This window comes from Amycolatopsis balhimycina FH 1894, from assembly GCF_000384295.1.
Lineage (GTDB): Bacteria > Actinomycetota > Actinomycetes > Mycobacteriales > Pseudonocardiaceae > Amycolatopsis > Amycolatopsis balhimycina.
The window spans coordinates 3474965-3496012 of record NZ_KB913037.1; the positions used below are offsets into that span (position 1 = coordinate 3474965).

22 protein-coding genes and 1 tRNA gene are annotated in these 21048 nt (G+C 70.8%); 16 read left to right on the forward strand and 7 right to left on the reverse strand.

The genetic code is table 11. The features are described from left to right. Positions 1-175 precede the first annotated feature (175 nt). Positions 176-832, reverse strand: coding sequence for a hypothetical protein (locus tag A3CE_RS0114875; protein ID WP_020640889.1), 657 nt, complete (start codon positions 830-832; stop codon positions 176-178). A gap of 203 nt (positions 833-1035) precedes the next feature. Between A3CE_RS0114875 and A3CE_RS0114880 the strand changes: the two genes are divergently transcribed. Continuing rightward, positions 1036-2901 (forward strand): AMP-dependent synthetase/ligase, encoded by a 1866-nt coding sequence (locus tag A3CE_RS0114880; protein WP_020640890.1) that lies wholly within the window; start codon positions 1036-1038, stop codon positions 2899-2901. 38 nt (positions 2902-2939) lie between these two features. On the opposite strand, the gene A3CE_RS0114885 is transcribed toward A3CE_RS0114880, so the two are convergent. Both A3CE_RS0114885 and A3CE_RS59880 read right to left on the reverse strand, forming a co-directional pair. Then, positions 2940-3839 carry an SDR family NAD(P)-dependent oxidoreductase gene (locus A3CE_RS0114885; RefSeq protein ID WP_020640891.1) on the reverse strand — a complete coding sequence of 300 codons (900 nt, stop codon included), beginning with the start codon at positions 3837-3839 and terminating at the stop codon, positions 2940-2942. A 170-nt stretch (positions 3840-4009) separates the two neighbouring features. Then, positions 4010-4327: an effector-associated constant component EACC1 gene (locus A3CE_RS59880; RefSeq protein WP_376741671.1), complete on the reverse strand. Its 318-nt coding sequence runs from the start codon at positions 4325-4327 to the stop codon at positions 4010-4012. Between A3CE_RS59880 and A3CE_RS0114890 the strand changes: the two genes are divergently transcribed. Further along, positions 4221-5432, forward strand: a complete 1212-nt coding sequence (locus A3CE_RS0114890) for an MFS transporter (protein ID WP_020640892.1) — start codon at positions 4221-4223, stop codon at positions 5430-5432. The genes A3CE_RS59880 and A3CE_RS0114890 overlap by 107 nt on opposite strands. 553 nt (positions 5433-5985) lie before the next feature. Beyond that, positions 5986-7206, forward strand: a complete 1221-nt coding sequence (locus tag A3CE_RS51135; protein WP_020640893.1) for a GGDEF domain-containing protein — start codon at positions 5986-5988, stop codon at positions 7204-7206. On the opposite strand, the gene A3CE_RS0114900 is transcribed toward A3CE_RS51135, so the two are convergent. Further along, positions 7184-8098 (reverse strand): hypothetical protein, encoded by a 915-nt coding sequence (locus A3CE_RS0114900; RefSeq protein WP_020640894.1) that lies wholly within the window; start codon positions 8096-8098, stop codon positions 7184-7186. The two genes, A3CE_RS51135 and A3CE_RS0114900, sit on opposite strands and share 23 nt — an antisense overlap. A 167-nt stretch (positions 8099-8265) precedes the next feature. On the opposite strand from A3CE_RS0114900, the gene A3CE_RS0114905 reads away from it, so the two are divergent. The 5 genes from A3CE_RS0114905 (at position 8266) to A3CE_RS0114925 (ending at position 14333) form a co-directional block, all read left to right on the forward strand. After that, on the forward strand, positions 8266-10434 hold the full coding sequence (locus A3CE_RS0114905; protein ID WP_020640895.1) for a phospholipase A2: 2169 nt from the start codon (positions 8266-8268) through the stop codon (positions 10432-10434). 157 nt (positions 10435-10591) lie between these two features. Beyond that, positions 10592-12286: an LCP family protein gene (locus tag A3CE_RS0114910; RefSeq protein WP_026468496.1), complete on the forward strand. Its 1695-nt coding sequence runs from the start codon at positions 10592-10594 to the stop codon at positions 12284-12286. 180 nt (positions 12287-12466) lie between these two features. Continuing rightward, on the forward strand, positions 12467-12934 hold the full coding sequence (locus A3CE_RS0114915; RefSeq protein ID WP_020640897.1) for a helix-turn-helix domain-containing protein: 468 nt from the start codon (positions 12467-12469) through the stop codon (positions 12932-12934). Between the two features lie 220 nt (positions 12935-13154). Beyond that, complete coding sequence (locus A3CE_RS0114920) at positions 13155-13712, forward strand: TetR/AcrR family transcriptional regulator (protein WP_051183912.1); 558 nt, start codon at positions 13155-13157, stop codon at positions 13710-13712. Between the two features lie 204 nt (positions 13713-13916). Beyond that, on the forward strand, positions 13917-14333 hold the full coding sequence (locus A3CE_RS0114925) for a hypothetical protein (protein WP_185839868.1): 417 nt from the start codon (positions 13917-13919) through the stop codon (positions 14331-14333). A gap of 3 nt (positions 14334-14336) precedes the next feature. Here the strand turns inward: A3CE_RS0114925 and A3CE_RS0114930 are convergent, their stop codons facing one another. Further along, positions 14337-14558 carry a DUF3618 domain-containing protein gene (locus A3CE_RS0114930; protein WP_020640899.1) on the reverse strand — a complete coding sequence of 74 codons (222 nt, stop codon included), beginning with the start codon at positions 14556-14558 and terminating at the stop codon, positions 14337-14339. Positions 14559-14675: 117 nt separating this feature from the next. Between A3CE_RS0114930 and A3CE_RS0114935 the strand changes: the two genes are divergently transcribed. Then, positions 14676-14752 (forward strand) — tRNA-Leu (locus A3CE_RS0114935). Positions 14753-14850: 98 nt separating this feature from the next. Here A3CE_RS0114935 and A3CE_RS0114940 read toward each other — a convergent pair. Together A3CE_RS0114940 and A3CE_RS51140 are read right to left on the reverse strand one after the other, a co-directional pair. After that, the gene (locus A3CE_RS0114940) at positions 14851-15204 is read right to left on the reverse strand and encodes an ArsR/SmtB family transcription factor (RefSeq protein ID WP_020640900.1); all 354 of its coding nucleotides are present in this window, start codon (positions 15202-15204) and stop codon (positions 14851-14853) included. After that, the gene (locus A3CE_RS51140; RefSeq protein ID WP_020640901.1) at positions 15201-15620 is read right to left on the reverse strand and encodes a hypothetical protein; all 420 of its coding nucleotides are present in this window, start codon (positions 15618-15620) and stop codon (positions 15201-15203) included. The genes A3CE_RS0114940 and A3CE_RS51140 overlap by 4 nt, the downstream gene beginning before the upstream one ends. Positions 15621-15892: 272 nt before the next feature. Between A3CE_RS51140 and A3CE_RS53500 the strand changes: the two genes are divergently transcribed. From A3CE_RS53500 to A3CE_RS0114970, 7 genes are all read left to right on the forward strand, one after another. After that, positions 15893-16192 (forward strand): helix-turn-helix transcriptional regulator, encoded by a 300-nt coding sequence (locus A3CE_RS53500; protein ID WP_020640902.1) that lies wholly within the window; start codon positions 15893-15895, stop codon positions 16190-16192. 51 nt (positions 16193-16243) lie between these two features. Next, on the forward strand, positions 16244-16966 hold the full coding sequence (locus tag A3CE_RS51145; protein ID WP_020640903.1) for a hypothetical protein: 723 nt from the start codon (positions 16244-16246) through the stop codon (positions 16964-16966). A gap of 34 nt (positions 16967-17000) precedes the next feature. After that, a complete protein-coding gene (locus tag A3CE_RS0114955) occupies positions 17001-17660 on the forward strand; it encodes a YdcF family protein (protein ID WP_020640904.1) in 660 nt (219 codons plus the stop codon). A gap of 108 nt (positions 17661-17768) precedes the next feature. Next, positions 17769-18266, forward strand: coding sequence for a WbqC family protein (locus A3CE_RS51150; RefSeq protein WP_260473801.1), 498 nt, complete (start codon positions 17769-17771; stop codon positions 18264-18266). Further along, positions 18224-18463 carry a WbqC family protein gene (locus tag A3CE_RS59295; RefSeq protein ID WP_260473802.1) on the forward strand — a complete coding sequence of 80 codons (240 nt, stop codon included), beginning with the start codon at positions 18224-18226 and terminating at the stop codon, positions 18461-18463. Before A3CE_RS51150 ends, A3CE_RS59295 begins: the two co-directional genes overlap by 43 nt. 310 nt (positions 18464-18773) lie before the next feature. Further along, a complete protein-coding gene (locus A3CE_RS0114965; protein WP_020640905.1) occupies positions 18774-20153 on the forward strand; it encodes an amidase family protein in 1380 nt (459 codons plus the stop codon). A 4-nt stretch (positions 20154-20157) separates the two neighbouring features. Continuing rightward, on the forward strand, positions 20158-20967 hold the full coding sequence (locus tag A3CE_RS0114970; RefSeq protein WP_020640906.1) for a MerR family transcriptional regulator: 810 nt from the start codon (positions 20158-20160) through the stop codon (positions 20965-20967). Positions 20968-21048 lie beyond the last annotated feature (81 nt).

The following is a 21048-nucleotide window of genomic DNA, read 5'->3' on the forward strand; positions in this document are numbered from 1 at the left end:
TTCATCCGGGCCGGATGGCGTCCCCAAAGCGAAAATAGGCTGTCATCGTGGTCGCTGCCACGGATTCACCGGAAATCACGGCGGAATTCCCGGTATTCCGCAAGCGTGCTCGTCCGGGCACCCACCGTGGCTCCGGTACCGGTTCCGCGACCGGGCCCCCGGCGAACGCCGGCCGTCAGCCGGGGAACTCGTCGGCGAGGGTGTTCCAGAACAGCAGCTCGTAGCTCTGGAACAGCCGGGCGCAGCGGTGCGCCTCGCGCTTGTCCAGCCGGTGCCCGTCGAGGCCGGCCTGGATCGCGGCGAGTGCTTGTTCTTCAATCTCGGGGACGTCCGCGGCGAAGAAGTCGAAGAAGGCACACTGCTCGCTGGTGAACCCGTAGTGCTGCCGCATGGCCACGGCGACGTCCTTGCAGTACCGGCCGAAGGCGGCGAAGTTGGCGAAGATCCCGGCCGCGGTCGCGGACGACTCGCCGTTGAGCGCAAGCCACGCGACGTAGGCCGGGTAGGCCTGGCAGCCCGCGCGCGGCCGTTCCTTGCCATGGTCCGGACCAGTCGCGGCGAGCAACGCGTCCAGCATCCCGTTCGCCTGCTGCTCACCCGGTGCGAGACCGCCGAAGAAGACGCGCGCGTGCGGCTCGTCGGCCCGGGCGGCCAGCGCGTGGAAGCTCCGCCAGTCGCTGAGCGTGATCAGCTTCTCCTCCGCGGCCAGCGCGGCGAACACCGCGCGCGGCGCGCGGCCGGCGGTGATCGACGGGACGAGGCGGTTGTCGTCGTCGCGCGGCGCGAGCTCGGCCTGGATCTCCTCGAGCAGTTCACGAGCCGACCGGGTCATCGGTTCCCCCTGTGGTCCACCGGACGTGGTCCCTCCATTGAAGCGCGGTTCGCGCGCGGACGCCCGTGTGCACTGTGGACAGTCGTGGGGAGCTGACCGCGAACACCGATGTGAAGGGGACGTCTGACCTGGCCGCGATTGTCTATCCCCCCGCGCCGGGAGCCCCTACAGTGTGGCCAACCGGAGCACCGAGGAGGCCAGCGTTGACCACCCCGTCCGTCGCCGAGCAGACCGAAGGCCAGACGATCCCGCGGTTGCTGCGCCGCAACGCCGTCGAGTACCCGGACCTGCCGGCGATCACCTCGCTCGACGTCAAAGGGCAGCCGACGCTGACCTGGCGGGAGTTCCGCACCGCGATCGCCGAGGTCTCCCGCGGGCTGGCCGGGCTCGGGCTCGCCACCGGCGACCGCATGCTGATCATGGCGCCCGGCTGCCCCGACCACATCGTCGCCGACCTCGCCGCGACGCACCTCGCCGCGATCCCCTGCACCGCCTACGCCACGCTCAGCCCGGACCAGATCCGGTTCGTCGCGCGGCACAGCGCGGCGCCGGTCGTGGTGCTCGGCGGCGAGAACGAGCTGGCGCGCTGGCGGCCGGTGCTCGACGACCTCCCGGCCCTGCGCCACATCGTGGTCATGGACGAAACCGCGCTCCCCGGCGACGACGACCGCTTCGTCTCGCTCGACGCCCTTCGAGCCCAGGGCCGGGAAGCGCTTGCGGCCGACCCCGGTGCGTTCGAACGGTCCTGGCCGGACATCCAGCCGGACGACCCGCTGTCGATGATCTACACCTCCGGCACGACCGGCGACCCGAAGGGTGTCGTGCTGTCGCACCGCAACGCGATCCACCAGGCGTACGCGGTCACCGAGCTGCACCACCCGCCGATGCACGCGACGAACATCGCCTACCTGCCGCTCGCGCACATCGCCGAGCGCCAGCTGTCGATCTACCTGCCGATCGTGTGGGCGGGCCACGTGCACACCCTCGCCGACCCGACGGCGGTCGCGGGCGCGCTCGGCAAGGTGCACCCGCAGAGCTTCTTCGGCGTGCCGCGCGTGTGGGAGAAGATGGTCGCCGCGCTGAAGAACATGCTCGGCAGCGTGCCGGAGGACCGGCGCACCGCGCTGCTGCAGGCGAACGAGCTGCTGCAGCAGGGCTACAAGCTGCGCAGCGCCGGGCAGCCGGTGCCCGCCGAGCTCGCCGAAAAGATCAAGCAGACCGACGAAGCCGCGCTGGCCCCGGTGCGCGCCCTGCTCGGGCTCGACAAGCTCCTGGTCGCCTCCAGCGGCGCGGCCGCCATCCCGGTCGAGATCATCTACTTCCTGGCCGGCCTCGGCATCGAGATCTGCGAGGTCTGGGGCCTGTCCGAGACGACCGGCGCGGCGACGTCCAACTCCGCCGGGTCGTTCCGCGCGGGCAGCGTCGGCAAGCCGCTCGAAGGCGTCGAGGTGAAGGTCGCCGAGGACGGCGAGCTGCTGGTCCGCAGCCCGATCGTGTTCCTCGGCTACCTGCAGGAGGACGGCACGATCGCCGACGCCACCGACGCCGACGGCTGGTACGCCACCGGCGACATCGGCACGATCGACGAAGACGGCTTCGTGACGATCACCGACCGCAAGAAGGAACTGATCATCACCTCGAGCGGCAAGAACATCGCGCCGACGAGGGTCGAGGGCCTGCTCAAGGAGCACCCGCTGATCGGCCAGGCGGTCGCGATCGGCGACGACCGGCCGTACGTGACGGCGCTGATCGTGCTCGACGACGAGATCGCGCCCGGCTGGGCCGCGGCGAACGGCGTCGAGGCCGCCCCCGAAAACCTCACAGACTTGGCGAACCACCCGGCGGTGCGGGCCGAGCTGGAACGCGCGGTCGAGTCGGCCAACAGCAGGCTCGCGCGGATCGAGCAGATCAAGCGCTACCACGTGCTGCCGAAGGCGTGGACGCCCGAGTCCGGCGAGCTGACCCCGACGCTCAAGCTCAAGCGCCGGGTCATCAACGACCGCTACTCGGCCGACATCGAAGCCCTCTACGCGGCCGTCCGCGACCCCGAACCAGCCACGGGCTCGTAGCCGCCCAAGCGCCCCAATGTGGCATTGGGGCGCTTGGGTCAGGCGGTGCGCGGCGAGGTCGTGTCCGTCCACTTGCGCAGCCTCGGCGGGACGCGCTTCTCCAGGCCGTAGTTCTCCAGGTGGGCGGAAAAGACCTCGTCGAACGCCTTCTGCACGGTCTCGGTGTCCCACACCGGGCGCTCGAGGATCGGCTGCTTGAGGAACGGCTGGCCCATGATGTGCAGCTGCGGGCCGTTGCACCGGATCATCTGGCCGGTGATGCCGTCCGAGCCGTCGCCGAGCAGGAACAGCACGACCGGCGCGATCCGCGACGGCGTGCGGTCCGGCGGGCAGGCCCGCAGGGACCGCTCGGACTTCCACACCATCCGGGTGTGGGCGAGCGGGCAGACGGCGTTGACGCGGATCCCGACGTCCTCGAGGTCGAGCGCCCAGGAGTAGGTCAGGGACGCGACCGCGCCCTTGCTCGCCGCGTACACGCCGAGCTTGCGCTGCCCGAGCGAGGCGCCCGAGGAGATGTTGACGATCGAGCCGCCGGTGCCCGCGTCGACCATCGCCTTGATCGCGGCGAGCCCGGTGTTCACCACGCCGAGGACGTTGACCGCGACGAGTTCGCGCGCCTGCTCGGCGTCGTCCTCCCAGGGCAGTGCCTCGTAGTTCAGCCCGGCGTTGTTGACCAGCCCGTCGATCCCGCCGAACTCCTTGACGCACAGGTCGACGATCTCCTGCGCCTCGCCCGCCTCTGCCACGCTGTGCCCGCTGGCGACGGCGCGGCCGCCGTGCGCCCGGATGTTCGCCGCCGTCCGCTCGGCCAGCTCCGCGTCGACGTCGTTGACGACCACCGCCCCGCCCGCGCGCGCGACGTGCACCGCGAACGCCTCGCCCAGCCCCCGGCCGGCACCGGTCACGACGACCGCCTTGCCCTGCATCAACCCGTCCATCGCTTCTCCCCGATCTGCAGCGCCGACGGCGCGCGTTCCGTCCACCCCGGCCGGCTCACTGTCCAGTCTTGGCCCATTCGGTCCAACGCGGCATCGGCGCGACGACGAGCGGCCGCCGCCCTGCGCCGAGCGAGTCCGGTTCGATCAGTCCGCAGGTACCCGCGAGCCGGTCACGGCCGCCAACTGCCCTCGTCCGCGGGTAATCCGATCGGTTTCTCCCGCGGGTGAGCGACGCGCGTTCCGGGGACATCGGGGCGTAGCCGGAGCCATACTGCTAGTGCTTCCGGGAGGTCGGCGGTGACTCCCCCGGATGGGGTCGTCACTGGCGAGGCACAATGCGGACGATCCATATTCACTCGATCGGGGGACGGTGGTGACGAGGTGACGACGCGCGCGACACCACGGCTCCGAGCCGTCCTGGCCAACCACGAATTCCGCGCGCTGTGGTTCGCCGAGACGCAGTCGATGCTCGGCGACCAGCTGACCATCGTCGCGCTGGCCGTCCTGATCTTCGACCGGACCGGGTCGCCGCTGCTCACGGCCGTCGTCTACTCCCTGACGTTCCTGCCCGCGCTCGCCGGCGGGCTCGGGCTCTCGCAGCTCGCCGACCGGTTCCCGCGCCGGACGGTCCTGGTGACCGGCTCGTTCGCGCAGGCCGTGCTGACCGGGCTGATGGCCGTGCCCGGGATGCCGATGGGCTGGCTGTTCGTCCTGTTCGTCTTCGCCCGGCTGGCGAACGCGCCGGCCAACGCGGCGCAGAACGCGCTCGGCCGCGAGATCTTCGCCGCCGACGACGTCTACCTGCAGAGCCAGGACCTGCGCGGGATCACGAACAACACCGCGATGCTGGCCGGTCTCGCCGCGGGCGGCCTGCTGGTGACCACCATCGGCACGTCGTGGGCGCTGGCGATCGACGCGCTGACGTTCCTGGTCTCGGCCGTCGCCGTGCGGCTGATGGTGCTGCGGCGCCCGGCGGCGGGGGACGGCGGCGCCCCGTGGTTCGGCGCCGTCCGGCAGGTTTTCGGCGACGAACGGCTGCGGGTGCTGCTCTACCTGTCCTGGCTCGTCGGCCTGGCGGTGATCCCGGAGGGGCTCGCCGCGCCGCTCGCCGCCCAGCTGGGCGCGGGCGACCAGGCGGTGGGCTGGCTGCTGGCCGCCGACCCGCTGGGGTTCGTGCTGGGCACGTTCCTGCTCTCGCGGTACGTCTCGACGGAGCACCGCCGCAAGCTGCTGGGGGTGCTGGCCGCGCTGCCGCTGGCCGCGCTGGCGGCGTTCGCGCTGCGGCCGAACCTGTGGCTCGCGCTGGTCCTGCTCGCGCTGGCCGGTGCGACCGGCGCGTACGTCATCACGGTGTCCGCCACATTCATCACATGGGTGCCGAACGACATCCGGGGCAGCGCCGGCGGGCTGTACCGGACCGGGCTGCGGGTCGCCCAGGGTGTGGGCGTGGGCATCGGCGGGCTGGTGGCCCAGGGAATCGGTTCCGCGGGCACTACGGTCGCGCTCGCCGGGGCCGTGGGCCTGCTGCTGGCCGTCCCGGTGGGGTTCGCCTGGCACCGGGTCGGCGCGGAACCGGGACCACGGCTGTCATGAGCCTGTCATGAGCCGCGGTTCAGAGGTCACGGTTGGCCATCGGACGCCACCTCTCCGCACAGTCAAGATCATGAATGGTATTCGGCCGGTCACAGGTCGCGGTTGCGCACGGTTGCCGCCTCTCGGGGGTAATGGGGGCGAGGACAATTCGCTGGCGCATCAGAGATCGCGGTTGCTCAACGGTGCCACCTCCGTGTGGGGAGCCTGAAGATGTTTCTGGTCCGCGTTCCCGGCAGTTCCACCGAGGACCCGTCAGTTCCGTTGCAGTGGGATGGTACCCGCCCACGGAATGCGTGAACACTCTGGCAGGTACCGATGAGATTACTCAGCGCCCCACGTACGCTGGAAAGGAGGTGACCAATTGCATCCCGGACCAGACGACGCCGCGACCGGCGGCGGCGCGCCGGCGGACCGAGGCGGGCCGCGGCCGCCGGTGCCGCACGAAGGACCAGCCCAGGCGACCACGCCCAGTGGTCCACCCGGGACGGTCTGGCGCGAGCACCCGTTCTCGCCGCGGAACTGGGCACTCTGGCGCCGTCGCCCCCGGGTCGTATTGTTCATGCTCGGCAGCGAAGCGCTCGCCGTCGCCGTGCTCGCCATTTCCCTCGCCCATTCACAGGCGCTCGTCCCCCGCGACTGGGTCAACTTCGGAATCCTCGCCGTCGGCGCGACCGTCCACATTCAGCTGACCCAGCGCCAGGAAGAACGGCGGCGAAACCGCAAAAAGACGGTCCTGATCGACCTCACCGCGGTGTGGACTTTTTCGGCCGCGATGATCCTGCCGGTACCGCTGATCCTCTTCGTCATCTTCGTGGTCCGGCTCCAGCATTGGTTCATCGCCCGCCGACCCGCGCACAACTTCATTTTCTCCTCGATCACGCACGGCCTCGCGGGGGTGCTCGCCCACCTCGCCTACACCTCGTTCGGGCCCCATTTCTCCGGCTCCGGCTGGAGCGACTTCCTCTACGAGTTCGCCACGATCGCCCTCACCGGCGCCATCTACGAGGCGATCCAGATCGTTTACGTCGGCGGGGCACTGGCGCTCGGCATGTCTTCCGAGCCGACCGTCCGTAACGTCCTGGGCAGCCCGGCCGACAACATGCTTGAAGCGATCACCATCGGCCTCGGCGCGGTGACCGCGATTCTGCTCGCCACCGTGCCGCCGATGGTGGCGGTGATGGCCGTGGTCACCGTGGTCTTCAATCGCCTCGCGGAACTCGACCAGCTCCAGAACGACGTCCGGACGGATCCGAAAACGGGCATTCTCAACATGCGCGGCTGGTCCGAGTCGGCGGAGCGGGCACTGGAACGGACCGCTCGATCGGGTGATCAACTGGCACTCCTGATGGTCGATCTCGACCACTTCAAGTGGATTAACGACACCTTTGGGCATCCGGCGGGTGACGACGTGCTGCGCACAGTTGCGCAAACCCTCGACGAAGTGACCAGACCGAGCGACTTGGTCGGCCGTTTCGGCGGTGAGGAATTCCTCATTCTGCTGCCGGACATCGACGAAGAGGCGACCTGGGAAGCGGCGGAACGGATACGCATCGCGATTGCCAAGCTGCACATCGTGACCACGGACAAGCGTGGCGACCCGGCGACCATCGCCGACCGGACGACGTCGATCGGCGTGGCCCGTCACCCGCGCCACGGCGACACCCTCGAGCGCCTGCTCCACTCCGCCGACGCCGCCGTCTACCTGGCGAAGGAGAACGGCCGCGACCAGGTCTGCTTCGCGCCGGACAGCCTCACGCCCCCAGCCGGACCGTGAGCTCCAGCTTGACGAGCACGTCGGCGGACGACCCGGCCGATGCGACGTCGAGCCGCAGCCGCTCGCCGCGGTAGCCCGCGGACTCCAGCCGCAGCACGCGCGCGCCGGGTGCCGGCCGCGGGTGGCACCAGTGCCGCGCCCTCGGCGTCCCGGCCGGGTCCTTGGCCAGGACGAGGTATTCGTGCCCGAGGTCGTCGGTCACCCGGCCGAGCCCCTTCCACCAGAGCGCCCGCAGGGTCAGCCCCTCCTCGTCGCGCACCAGCTCCACCGGCGCGGCCGACTCGACGTCGACGCGGAACCCGCGGTCGCCGATGCGCAGCGAGCGGACGTCGAGGAAAGCGCTTCCGGTCCGCACGAGGTCACCGCTCGGGACGCGGCCGCCCCGGTCCGGCGCCGGGAGCAGGGCGGCCACCGCGAGCTCCGCGGCGAGCCGCCCGTCGCCGGCCGCCGGGACCTCCGGGACGCCCCGCAGCTCGCCGGCGAGGATCCGGTGCCCGCAGGCCTCCGCCCAGCCCAGCGCCGCCGCCCGCAGCCCCGGCTCGGCCCGCAGCCGGTCGAGCAACGGCCCGGCGCGACGGGTTCTGCTGTGGCGGGTTCTGCTGTAGTGAGCGGCCCGGGCCAGGCGGGCGGCTTCCGGGCCGGCCGGATGGCAGGCGCCGAAGAAGCCGATCACCGCCCGGTCGAGGGCCCGCAGCTGGCCGGCCAGCACCACGCGGGCGACCGGCACGGGATGGGTGCGCGCCAGCTCCGACGGCGCGTGGTCGCGCAGAGCACGGGCGAGCGCGCGCAGTTCGGGCGTCCGCGGTTCGCGCAGGGCGGCACCGGGAGCCAGCCGGCGCAAGGCGCGCACGGTGTTCTCCACGGGCACGTTTTCGAGGTCGGTCGAGGCCACAGCACGCCCTCCTGGTCGCCGTGCCCCCCGTTTCGAGTCTCGGGGGCGCGATCCGGCGGCGGAAGGGAAGAACGGGCAGCCGTGCGGGCAGCATAGAAGAAAGCCGCACCGGATCCCGGGGGTTGTCCCCATCCCGGCGCGGTGGCGGGGCTGGCACCCTGGACGGCATGCCCGGCCCGTCCGCACCACCACGCATCCGCCGACCGTGGTCGACGTCCGGCTGGCTGCTGCTCGTCCTGCTGGTGGTGTTCGCGTTCGGGCTGATCGCCTCGCGTCCGCCGTCGCCGCCGGACCAGGGCCCGCCCACGGGGGACGTGCTGGCCGCGCAGAACGCCATCGAGGCGCTGGTCCAGCCGGGCCCGCACCCCGACGCGCTCGCGCGGTTGCCGAAGGACTTCACCGCGCTCAGCGGCGTCACCCCGGGCGCCCTGCCTGCCCGCGACGGCACCGTCCGCGCCGTGCACGTCGACGGCGGCTGCTCGACGCCGTGGGGTGACGACAACACGAAGTGGGACTACGCCGTGCCGTGCAAGGCCCACGACCTCGGCTACGACCTGCTGCGGTACGCCGACCGCAAGGGCCACCCGCTCGGCCCGGAGGCCCGGGAAGCCCTCGACGACCGGCTGTCCTACGACATGCACCACGCGTGCGACCTCAACCCGATGAACTCGGCGGTCAGCTGCCGGGTCGTCGCCTCCTTCTACTCGGCCGGGCTGGTGGTCAACTCCTGGCACCAGCGCTGGGGCCCGCCGGTCGGCGATCCGATCGGCCCGATGGTGGCCGGGGTGCTGGTGATCGGCTGCCTGCTGGTGTTCCGGCTGCGCGGCTGGCTGCGGGCCCGCCGCGAGCCACGGACGCCGGTCCCCACGGCCGTTCCCCGAGAGGTCGGCCGGTGGGCGCTGCTCGGGGCCGGCGGGGTCGTCCTCCTGCTGCTCGGGGAATCCGTGACGGCGCTCGCGGACTGGGCGGGTGCGCCCGAATCGGCGTTGTGGCCGCTGACCTGGCTCGCCCAGCTCGCCCCGGTGATCTTCTTCGCCGGCGGCCACCTCAACGCGGCCGGCTGGCGTTCCGAGCAGGAGGCGGGCGGCGGCTACCGCCACTACCTGGCCGAACGCGCCAGCCCGCTGCTGCGGCCGGCGCTGATCTTCGCCGTCGTGGCGCTGCTGACGCCGCTCGCGCTCGAACTGCTCGGCATCCCGGCGGGCACCACGGCGACCGTCATGCGGATCGCGCTGCACCCGCTCTGGCTGCTCGGGGTCTACCTGCTGACGATCGTCTGCACGCCGCCGCTGCTGGCCCTGCACCGCCGGGCGCCGGTGAGCGCGGTCGCCGCGCTCGTCGCCCTGTTCGCCGCGGGGGAACTGGCCGCGAACTGGTCGGGCTCACCGTTGCCGCGCTACGCGGCGACGTTCGCGCTCGCCCTTCTCGCCCAGCAACTCGCCTTCGCGCACGCTGACGGCGTACGCCTGTCTCGACGGCTGCTCGCCGTCACCACCGCCGCCGGTGTCGCGGGGCTCGCCGGAGTGAGCGTCCTGCGGGGCGGGCCACCCGTCCTGCTCGGCAGCCCGGGCGCCCCGGCGGCGTTCTCGGCCCCGCCGTGGGGTGTGCTGCTGCTCGGCCTGGTCCAGCTCGGGGTGCTCGGGCTTCTGGCCGGCCCGCTGGCGCGGCTGGGCGCGCGGCCCGCCGTCACCGGCGCCTCCCGGTTCGTGCTGCGCGCGCCGATGAGCCTCTACCTGGCGTTCCTCGCCGCGATGCTGCTGCTGGTCGCCGTCGTGTACCTGCCCGGCCGGATCGCCGACGGGATCGGCTGGCTGCTCCGGCCCCGGACGCTGGTCGCCGTCGGGCTGCTCGCGGTGCCCGCGACCTGCGTCTTCTGGTGGTTCGAGCGGCACACCCACGGGCCACGGCAACCGCGCGCGGCCGAGCACGTCCGGCGGCCGGGTGAGCACTGCCGGACGGCGGTGCTCACCCGGGCCGCGGCCGGGCTCGGCATCGGCTACGCGACGCTCGGCGTGTTCGGCTTCGCGCTGACCCGGTTCGGCGGGGTGGCCGCCGACGCCGACCTGCTGGGCCTGCGGCTCGACCCGATCCAGAGCCTGGTCCACCTGCTGCTCGGGGTCTTCCTGCTGCACACGATCCGGATCGGGGCCGGCGCGGCCACCGGCACCTGGCTGGCCACGGCGCTGGCGTGCGCGCCCTCATTGCTGTTCGCCGCCGACGGCAGCACGCCCGGCTTCCTCGGCGTCACGCTGCACGCCGTCACGGCCGGGTTCGCCCTGCTCGCCGCCGCCGGCACGCTCCTGCCCGTCCGGGGACCGGCGAATGCGCCGTCCTGACCAGGCGAAACCGTCGAAGATGCGGGAAACTGGGTGGTGCATGACACATTCGTGGGGGGATGTGTAACGCTACGGCAACCCGGGGAAGGCACCATGCGTCCCATCCCTTAGCACCACCCCCGGCATCACCCGATCGAACCAGTGAGGAGTCGCCCGCGTGGATCACCCGCCTCGGAACGGGCAAGGCGGCCGCCGCCCCGCCCGGCCCTGGCAGGAAGAGCCAGGCCGGGCCGGCACCGGGCGCGGCACCCCGTCGCGCCGCCCCGCTCCGCGCCGCGAGCCGGCGGACGCGCGCCGCACCGGCGCTGCGGGGTCACGCCGTCCCCAGCCGGCCCGCCCGCAACCGCGGCCGGCGCCGCGGGCCCGCCGCAGCTCCTTCCGCGGCGGGAAGATCTCGCTGGCCGTCGTGTCGCTGCTGGTGATGGGCCTGACCGGGTACGCGTGGGCCGCCATGCAGGGCCTGGTGAACGGGCTGAACTACCAGAACGTGCTCAGCGACGGCGGTGGTGGCGACAAGCCCGCCGACGGCGCCCGCGACATCCTGCTGGTCGGCCTCGACAGCCGGACCGACGCCCAGGGCAACCCGCTGCCGCGCGAGGTGCTTGACGAGCTGCGCGCCGGGGAGTCCGACGGCGAGCTCAACACCGACTCGCTGATCTTCGTGCACATCCCGAACGACGGCAGCAAGGCCGTCGCGATCTCGCTGCCCCGCGACACCTACGTCGACATCCCCGGCGGCTACGGCAAGCACAAGATCAACTCGGCCTACGCCCGGGCGATGCTGCAGGAGCGCAAGAACCTGCAGAAGCAGGGCGTCACCGATCCGAAACAGCTCGACGTCCAGGCCAACCAGGCCGGGGCGAAGGAGCTGATCAAGACCGTCGAGCAGCTCACCGGCTCGACCATCGACAACTACGCCGCGGTGAACCTGCTCGGCTTCAGCGACATCACCAAGGCCATCGGCGGCGTCGAAGTCTGCCTCAACAACAACGTCAAGGACGAGTACTCCGGCGCCAACTTCACCAAGGGCCAGCACACGATCTCGGGTGTCGAAGCGCTCGAGTTCGTCCGCCAGCGCCACGGCCTGCCGCGCGGCGACCTCGACCGGGTCGTCCGGCAGCAGGTGTTCATGGCCGGCATGGCGCGCAAGGTGCTCTCGGCGGGCACGCTGACCAGCCCGTCGAAGCTGACCGACCTGATCGACGCGATCAAGAAGTCGGTCGTGCTCAACCAGAACTGGGACATCTTCGGGTTCGCCCAGCAGATGAAGGGCCTGACCGGCGGCCAGCTCGAGTTCCGGACCATCCCGGTGAAGAACGTCGATTACAAGACCCCCGAAGACGGCTCGGCCATCCAGGTCGACCCGGCCGAGGTGAAGCAGTTCGTGCAGGGGCTCGCCGGGCCGCAGCCGGGTGAGCAGCAGCCGTCGGACCAGCAGGCCGACAACAGCGCGAACAAGGCGACCACGGTCGACGTCCGCAACGCCACCACCCGCACCGGCCTCGCCGCGAGCGTCGCCAAGACCCTCCAGGGCAAGGGCTTCACCGCCGGCGACACGTCGACCGCGACCGCGCGCAAGACCACGGTGATCTGGGTGCCCAAGGGCGGCAAAGGCCCCGGCCAGGCCGTCGCGGACGCACTCGGCGGCTCGCCGACGATCCAGGAGGACAAGAGCGTCAAGGCGGGGCACGTGATGGTGTTCCTCGGCGCCGACTACGAGCCCCCGAGTTCGAACGCCGGCGCCAGCAGCAGCGGCGCCGGGGCGGCCGCGGGCGCCTCGTCACCGGCCGCGCCACCGGCCGCCGACGAGGAGAAGCCGATCACCGCCGAGGGCGTGCCCTGCGTCAACTGAGCCGCTCAGCCACCTGCCGTTAACCCGTTCGGCCTAACTCGCGCAATCGGTATCAAAGACATGCCCGAATCCGCGTAAGGGCAGAGCTCCAGCGCACTTACATACACGTGAGGGTGCACCTGCACGGGAATCATCACGACCGCACGGGTGCCGCGGGAGCGCACGGCAGGGGACATTGATGTGCTGATCGACGCTGAGGAGTATCAGCGGGTACTCGGAGACGAGCTCCGCAAGCTCCGGCGCAGCCGAGGGTGGACGCGCAAGGAGCTGAACCAGCACCTGCAGAGCGAGATTTCGCTGCAGACGCTGGCCACCTACGAACTGGGCACCAGACAGTGCTCGGTCGTGCGCCTGGTCGAGCTGTGCGTCGCGATGGACGAGCTGCCCCAGGACCTGCTGGCCAAGGTGCACCGCCGCGTGTTCGTCGACGAGCCCGGCCGGGTCCGCGTCGACCTGCGCAAGGTCGTCGCCGACGCGCCCGCCGACCTGCTTTCCCTGCGCCGCTGGGCCGAAGACCGCCTGCGGCAGGCGGGCGAGCACGCCGGCGAGGTCGCCCTCGACCTGCCGGCGCTCGAACGCATGGCCGAGCTGTGCGAGCTGCCGACCGTGGACCTGATCGCCCGTCTCCGCCGCTACGCCTCCCGGTGATCCCGGCCCGCTTGTCATGAGGGGCGCTCCGCGGCGGTCATCGGATGTCGTGAACGACTCGTTCATGGCGTCCGACGACAGGAAAGAGTCGTTCACGACACCGCGTACGCGCCTCCCATTTCCCGTTACCCGTCGTCCACCTTACTCAAAGTAGGTTACCAACGGTAGAGTGGCGCCCGTGACGACCGCGAAGCGCAAACGCATGCCCCGGGCCGAGCGGATGCGGCAGATGATCGAAGTCGCCGAGCAGGTCTTTTCGGCACGCGGCTACGCGGCGGCGTCCATGGACGAGATCGCCGAACTGGTGGGCGTCTCGAAGCCGATGCTCTACGAGTACTTCACCTCCAAGGAAGGCCTGCTGCTCGCCTGCATCAGGCAGTCACGGGCGGTCCTGCGCGAAGTCACCGAGCAGGCGACGGCCGGCGCGACCGGGGCCGAGGACGCCCTGCGGCGCGGCCTGCTGGCGTTCTTCGTCTTCATCCGGGAGCGACGCCAGGCGTGGTCGCTGCTGCGGCACGAGATGGCGCTGATCGGCACGCCGGCCGCCGAGGAGGTCGAGGAAACCCGCCGCCAGCAGACCGACCTGATCGCCGCGCTCATGAGCGGCCACTTCGACAGCGGTGACGGCCTGAGGGCCGAAGCGGCCGCGGAATTCGTGGTCGGCGCGTGCGAACGGCTCGCGATCTGGTGCGAACGGCACGACGAAGTGAGCCCCGAACTGGCCACCGAATACGCGATGGACGTGCTGTGGAGCGGCCTGCGGGAGCGTGCACGCTAGCCTGCGCGTGCGCTGGGCCATTTGATGGTCACTCAGAGTTGTCGTGTCTTGTGACACAGAGTTGCTCTACGGTATCGATGACACGGTACAAAGTGTGCTGGACTTTCACGACCGGAGGAGGGGCGCGGCATCCGCGTCATGGGAACGCGGTGGCGGCGTCACGGTTGTGCAAAGCATCTCGTGGAGGAGAGGGGCGTGAGGCAGATGGTGGAAGCGATCACGGCGACGTACGTCCAAGAGGACGCCGACTGGGCGATCACGGTCAGCGGCCGAGGCAAGGAGCTGACCGCCCGGGCACCCGGCATCATCGCCGCGCGCGACCGGGCCGACCAGCTGGTCGAGCAGCTCGCCGGTGAGGCCAGGACGACGGTGGTGCACCTGATCAACGGCAGCGCGCTGGACTTCACCAGCGCCTACATGACCGCGCGGCTGACGCTCCCGAAGCTCCCGCCGCTCGAGGTCCCGCCGCCCGGCAGCGTGCCCAAGCAGCAGACCCCGGTTTCGGCGGAGAAGAAGCCCCAGCTGCCGCCGAGCAAGCAGCTCCCGAAGGCCGTCGAAGACCCGAAGAAGCCGGCCACCCCGGCGCCGGCCGAGGCCAAGGCGCCGGCGAAGCAGGCCTGAGCGTTACTTCAGGAGCTTGCGCACCAGCAGGACGAGCACCAGGACACCCGCGCCGATCAGCGGGAACTTGACCTTGGGGTTGTCCAGCTTCGCGCGTACGCCGTTCTTCGCCGCGTCCGCGAGCTTCTTGGGGTCGGCCTTGACGGTCAGCTGGTCGAGCGTCACCGCCAAGGCGGTCCTAGCCTGCTCGATCTCGCGCTCGATCGTCTCGGGGTCGCGGGCCACGTGTCCTCCTCGCCGCATGGGACTCTGGCGCCCACGTTAGCGGGCCGCCTCGCGGAGTCCCGCACCGGCACGCCCGGCGAGCGGGACCCGCCGCGCGCTACGCTTCCGGGAGTACTGGGGCCCGTAGCCCAATTGGCAGAGGCACACGGTTTAGGTCCGTGCCAGTGAGAGTTCGAGTCTCTCCGGGCCCACCATAAGGTCCTTTTACGGATCCCGGCTCCGCGGTGACCGAGACTCCGGGTGCCCGCTTGCCCGAGGTTGCCTCAGCGCGGCTGCCGGGCCGTTCCCGGCTTCATGACGGGCTCACCAGTGCGAACCAGTCCGGCTGTTCGTGCCGGCCCTGCGCTATCTGGTCCGCTGACTGTCCGGCCAGGCCGGCGAGGCGCGCCAGGTAGGCATCACGCTGACGCACACCGTGCTCCGTCAGCCGCGCCCAACCCTCTTGCCCGGCACCCCGCCGCGTATCGACGTACCCGGCCGCTCGTAGCGCGAAGAACTGACGCTTGAGCCGGTCCTGACTGACCCCCGTGGCCTGGCACAAGAAGGTGAACCGGCACCACTGCGCGTCGCGCAGCAGACACAGCAGATGCACGCGCAAGGGGTCCGGCAGCACGGTGTCATGGGTGGCGGCAAACGTCCTGCTCATGCCGGTGCTCCCGCCCCGGCCGGCAAACGACGCTGCTCCGTCCGTCGGGCTCCCGGGTGTCGCAGCGCCAGCACTTCCGCTCCCGCAAACTCATCCAAGTACGTGCACATCGCCACTTGCAGCTGCGCGTGGAGCGCCAGGTGCCGCAAACTCGGCACCACCACGTGCCGCGCTCCCGTCCGCACCAGTTCGGCAACCAGCTCGTCGAACGCCTCCCGCGAGCCACAGTGGAACTCGAAGAAGAACCCGGCGAAGGTCAATCCGTGGCCCTGCGCGAACCGGATGACCGTCTGCTCAAGGTGCCGCACCTTGTGGTCCGGCACATGGGCCGGAACCCGCATGTAGCCGTAACCCAGCTGGACCGCCGAGGCCGGCTCCGCCGTCTCGGGAAGCTGCAGGAGCGGTGAAGTCGTCATGGGTCTCGTCCTGGTCGTCGCCGGTCATGGACGGCATCCCGACAGCCAGGACTTCGCGGGGAACGGTGGAGCGTGCGGGGAGTTCGCCCGTGACCTCGGAGGCAGGAAATGAGGTGGTCAGCCGGCCGCCGGGATGCCAGAACCGACCCTTCCCGGCCGTCACCGGACCCACCAGGGAGCCAAACCGGGGCCGATCCGGACCAGACCTTGCGTTCGACGGGTCTGACCTGCGGTAATGTGTCGAACCCAGGGCGTAACGACAGGAGACGATCATGGGCGGCCGACGCACCCGGCTCATCCGGGCACGCAAGGCGGCCTACTACACGCAAGAGTCCTTGGCCTACGCCCTGAACGTCGACCCCACCACCGTCGGGCACTGGGAGCGCGGCCGGTCCGAACCCCTGCCGTACAAGCGGCCGAAGCTAGCCAAGCTGCTCGGGGTCAGCCGGGAGCAGCTCGAAGCGCTGCTGGCCGAGGGCCAGGCCACCACGACCGAAGCGTCAAGTCCGGTGGCGCTGCCGTCGCCGGCTGGCGCGGTCGCACCTAGCCGCCAGCCCGACTACGACTCCTGAGCCGACGACCTCGACCGGGCGGCTGTCTGTCTCGGACGGCAAGAGTTCACCTTGGCGAAACTGCTCCTCGACCGCTGGACCGGCCAGCTCGTGCCCGGTTGCGAGGGCCGTGCCCTCCACCTCTACGGCCGGTCACTGCGCCTGCGCGGTGACCTGCGCCAAGACCAAGGCGTGCTTACCGGGCCGCTGTCCGCGCGGCAGAGCTACCGCCAAGCCATGGCGGTCTTCGCCGAGCTGCAGTCAAACCGGCGGGTGGCTCAGCTCGAACTCCAGCTCGCCGTCCTCGACGAGATGGGTGGCCAGCTCGAAGCCGCCGCCCGACGGTATGAGCGGCTGGCCGTTGACGACCGGCTTGACGCCCGCGACCGCACCCGTGCCTTGCTCTGGGTGGGGACGGCGCTGAGTAAGGCAGGCGAGGGGGCTGCCGCCATCACGTTCATCCGGCCTGCCATCCAGCAATTCGAAGCTCTCGAAGAACCGCAGGACTGGTCCGTGGCCTACCAGAAGTTGGCACTGGCGTATCGCGGTGACGGCGACTTGCGCCAGGCCACGGCCGCCCTTGACGTGGCACTCGACCATCGCCCCGGCGACGCTCCCATGCAGCGCGTTCGCCTCGATACCGCCCACGGCCACCTCCTGCTGTCCGACCCAGCCACCGCCGACAGTGGGTTGAAGCTGCTGGAGGGCACCGCCACCACCTCGACCGAGTACGGCATGATGCATCAACTACAGGCCATCACGGGTATTCGCCGGGCGTACGAGCAGCAGGCGTAAGCCCGCCCGCCGAGCCCGAGGAGCACGACCCGTCGTGAAGCGGCAACTCACTGAGTCCGAGTGGCAAGACGCCCAAACCGTCTGGGACTTCCACCAGGTCCACCACGAGCTCGCGCCTGCTGCCGCCGCCATTGCCCTCGGCTGTAACGACATTGGCGTGGCCGACTACACCGCCGAGCTGTACCACCGTGGCCTGTTTCAGGTGGTCGTCTTCACCGGCGCCACCAGCCGCGACACCGCGCACCTCTTCCCGCGCGGCGAAGCCGTCCACTTCCGCGAACGGGCTCTGGAGCTGGGTGTCCCGGACACCGCCATCCTGGTCGAGCCCGAGGCCACCAACACCGGCGCCAACATCACGCTCGCCCGCGCAGTCCTTGCCGCGGCCGGGCTGACGCCGGACTCCGTGCTCCTCATCTCCATGCCCTACATGGAACGTCGTGCCTTCGCCACCTGCCGCTGCCTCTGGCCGGAAGTCACCCCGATCTGCACCTCGGCGTCCCTGACGCTGGAGGAGTACGTCAAGACCATCGGGAACGCGGCCGAGGTCGTCGACATGATGATCGGCGATCTGCAGCGGGTCATGGTCTACCCGGAGCACGGCTTTGCCATCCCGCAGCCGGTGCCGCCAGCGGTTCAGGCTGCCTATGACCGCCTGATGGTCGCTGGCTTCGACAGTCGCTTGCTGCGATCATGACAGTGTTACTAATCCGACCAAAAGCAGGCCGACGCCACGCGGCACGTAACCGTTGCTACGAAGCAATTCGGCCGTGACTGTGGTCGGATTAGTAACGATCGGCACAGTATGACTGCTGGCCGCGTCTGCGCCATTCATCAGCCCAACTTGTTCCCCCGCCTGTCGACGCTGGCCAAGCTCTCGGCCGCCGACGTCTGGGTGGTGCTTGACGATGTGCAGTTCAACTCCCGCGACTACCAGCACCGCATGCGGCTGGCGCCACCCAGCCAGCCGACAGCCGCCGTCTGGCTGACGCTCCCGGTCCACCGGCCGCGGGGTCGTGCCTCCCTTATCCGCGAGATGACGCTCGCCGAGCCTGGCTCCAGTGCCCGCCGGCTGCGGCATCTGGCCCAACAGCTCTTTGGCCGCAGTCCCCACTGGTCCGAGGCCGCAGACCTGCTGGAGGTAGTTGCGCCTCTCGCCCAGCCCGGTTCCCAACTGGTCGACGTGACCGAGGCCTCCACCACGGCGATGCTCCGCGCTCTGGATGGTCGGGACAGATCGTGCGTAGCAGCACGTTCGCCGTGCGACCCGGCCGCTCCGAACGGCTGGCCGACCTGGCAGTGACCGTCGGTGCTACCACCTATCTCTGTGGTACGGGCGGCGCGAAGTACCTGGACGAGAAGCCCTTCGCCGAACTGGGAGTGGCGGTGCAGTACGTCCCGGCAGTCGGCGAGCCGAGGCCGGAATGGAACCGGCTGTCCGCACTTGGCGCCATTGCGACAGAGGGACGCGCTGGTGTCCGTCTGCTCGTAGCCGGTTGACGACACTCAGCTCAAAAGCAGCAGCCCACAACTTCAGAATATCCTTGAAACAAGACTTCAAGATAGTGCGACAAGTAAATCTTCGGTCCTCAAGCTCGATTGCCACGCAGTAAGTATGCCTAGATCAATCAACCTGTAGCAGATTGCATGTTGCCCCAGGCTGCCTGGCTCGGCGATCGTCCGCCCTTGCTCGTGGACTACCAAGACGACGCTGTGGCGGAGACCGTACTCCTGCCGGTTAGGCTCACGTTCCTCCCCGTTCCTGCCGATGCTTGCGCCTGACACGGTGTCAGGGGCTAAACCGGAAGCCATGACTCCCTTCCTGACAGCGACCGAAGCCGCCGCCGAGGTCCGCGGGGGCGAACTCACCTCCCGTGCGCTGACCGAACGGCTGCTGGCCCGGATCGACCAGGTCGGCCCCGTGGTGAACGCGGTGGTCGAGCTGCGCCGTGAGGAAGCCCTCCGCGCGGCGGCCGAGGCGGACGCGGCGCTCGCGCGGGGGGATCACGCCGGTCCGCTGCACGGCGTGCCGATGACGGTCAAGGAGAGCTTCAACGTCGCCGGGATGCCCACCACCTGGGGAAATCCGGACTTCGCCCGCTATGTCGCCGACTGGGACGCCACGGTCGTCGCGCGGTTGCGGGCGGCCGGGGCGATCGTCGTGGGCAAGTCCAACGTGCACCGGATGCTCGAGGACTTCGGGCAGACGGTGAGCGGGATCCACGGGCGGACGCGCAACCCGTGGAACCCTGCGCGCACGCCCGGCGGGTCGAGCGGTGGCGGCGCGGCGGCGCTGGCCGCGGGCTTGACCTACCTGGAATACGGCTCGGACCTGGTCGGCTCGATCCGGATCCCGGCCGGCTTCTGCGGTGTCTACGGCCTCAAGCCGACCGCCGGGCTGGTTCCGCAGCGGGGGTTCCAGCCGCCGGGCCCGCCGGCTCTGCCCAGCGAAATGACCTATCTGTCCGCGGTCGGGCCGCTGGCGCGCTCGGCGGGTGACCTGCGGACGGCGTTGCGGGTCACCGCCGGTCCCGAAGGCGAGGCGGCCAAGGCGTACCGCTGGGAACTGCCGCCGCCGCGCCACACCCGGCTCGACGGCTTCCGTGCCGGTTTCGTCCTTGACCACCCCGGGGCCCCGGTGACCGGGGAGGTCGGCGCAGTCCTGTCCGACGCCGTGGACGCGCTCGGCCGGGCCGGGGTCAAGCTCGTCGAGGGCTGGCCCGACGGCGTCGACCCGGTCCGGGCGGCCGAGACCTTCGGCTTCCACGTCGGCCTGTTCTTCGCCCACCAGCAGCCCGATGCCGATTTCGCGCCGCTGACGGAAGTCGTCGCGCGGGAACGGGAGCGGATGGCCGCGCGGGCCGCCTGGGCCCGGTACTTCGAGGACGTCGACGTCTTCCTCTGCCCGGTCGGCTTCACCACGGCGTTCCCCCACGACGACCGGCCGTTCGCGGACCGGATGATCGCGACCGCCGAGGGGGAACGCCGGTACGACGACCAGGTTTTCTGGATCACGCACGCGTCCCTGCCCGGCCTGCCCGCGGTGGCGGCGCCGGCGGGGCTGTCGCGCGGCGGGCTGCCCGTCGGCCTGCAGGTGCTCGGCCCGCGTTTCGAAGACGACACCGCCCTCACCTTCGCCGAGCTCGCGGCCGAGGTGGCCGGCGGCTTCACGCCGCCGCCGGGAGACTGAAGCGGTGTTCACCATCGGCGAGTTCGCCCGGCACGGCCGGGTCTCGGTCCGCATGCTGCGGCACTACGACGCGATCGGGTTGCTGCGGCCCGTGTCCGTCGACCCGGCCACCGGCCACCGCGGTTACGAAGCCGCGCAACTGGCCCGGCTCAACCGGATCGTCGCGCTGAAGGACCTCGGCTTCACCCTCGAACAGGTCCGGGCGATGCTGGCCGAAGACGTCGGCGTGGCGCAGGTCCGCGCGATGCTGACGCTGCGCCGGGCCGAACTGGAGCAGGCGGTGGCCGCGGGCCTGGAGCGGCTGACGCAGGTCGAGGCGCGGCTGCGGACCCTGGAGGACGAGGGCCTGCCCATCCCCGGCATCGTCGTCAAGCGGCTTCCGGCGACGCGGCTGGCCGAGCTCACCGGCACCGCGGCGAGCTTCCGGCCCCAGGACATCGGCCCGGTCGTGCGCCCGCTGTGCGCCGAACTCGGCGAGCGCCTGCGCGGCGCGCCCGCGATCACCCCCGCCGGCCGCCTGACCTGCTTCTACGAACAGCTCGGCGAGAACGAGGTCGTCGTCCACGCGGCGATCCCCGCGTCGGTGACCGACGGCGAGCGCAACGGGCTGGAGATCGTCGACCTGCCCGAGACCGAAGCGGCCACCCTGGTGCACCGCGGCGCGATCGACCTCGTGCTGCCGAGCTGGCAGGCGCTGGTCCGCTGGCTGGAGGCCACCGGCCGCCGCTCGGGCGGCCCCCAGCGAGAGCTCTACCTCGAGTGCCCGGAGGACCCGGCGAGGTGGATCACCGAGCTCCAGGAACCCCTTCGGTGAGGCTCGGCGCGATCCGCTCCCGGGCATGCGGCAGGTCCGCGTGGTCCATCGGACCGGCCGTGGGCACCAGGGCACTCGGCT

What these genes read in the sequence shown, in the direction of transcription:
- A3CE_RS51140 (WP_020640901.1), bottom strand. Translation starts at nt 15,620, where the DNA reads ATGACGACTTCACCGCTCCTGCAGCTTCCCGAGACGGCGGAGCCGGCC.
- A3CE_RS53500 (WP_020640902.1), top strand. Translation starts at nt 15,893, where the DNA reads ATGGGCGGCCGACGCACCCGGCTCATCCGGGCACGCAAGGCGGCCTAC.
- A3CE_RS0114905 (WP_020640895.1), top strand. Translation starts at nt 8,266, where the DNA reads ATGCCCGGCCCGTCCGCACCACCACGCATCCGCCGACCGTGGTCGACG.
- A3CE_RS0114875 (WP_020640889.1), bottom strand. Translation starts at nt 832, where the DNA reads ATGACCCGGTCGGCTCGTGAACTGCTCGAGGAGATCCAGGCCGAGCTC.
- A3CE_RS51150 (WP_260473801.1), top strand. Translation starts at nt 17,769, where the DNA reads ATGACTGCTGGCCGCGTCTGCGCCATTCATCAGCCCAACTTGTTCCCC.
- A3CE_RS59880 (WP_376741671.1), bottom strand. Translation starts at nt 4,327, where the DNA reads ATGGTCAGCTGGTCGCCGAGCATCGACTGCGTCTCGGCGAACCACAGC.
- A3CE_RS0114965 (WP_020640905.1), top strand. Translation starts at nt 18,774, where the DNA reads ATGACTCCCTTCCTGACAGCGACCGAAGCCGCCGCCGAGGTCCGCGGG.
- A3CE_RS0114940 (WP_020640900.1), bottom strand. Translation starts at nt 15,204, where the DNA reads ATGAGCAGGACGTTTGCCGCCACCCATGACACCGTGCTGCCGGACCCC.
- A3CE_RS0114925 (WP_185839868.1), top strand. Translation starts at nt 13,917, where the DNA reads ATGGTGGAAGCGATCACGGCGACGTACGTCCAAGAGGACGCCGACTGG.
- A3CE_RS0114885 (WP_020640891.1), bottom strand. Translation starts at nt 3,839, where the DNA reads ATGGACGGGTTGATGCAGGGCAAGGCGGTCGTCGTGACCGGTGCCGGC.
- A3CE_RS0114920 (WP_051183912.1), top strand. Translation starts at nt 13,155, where the DNA reads ATGCGGCAGATGATCGAAGTCGCCGAGCAGGTCTTTTCGGCACGCGGC.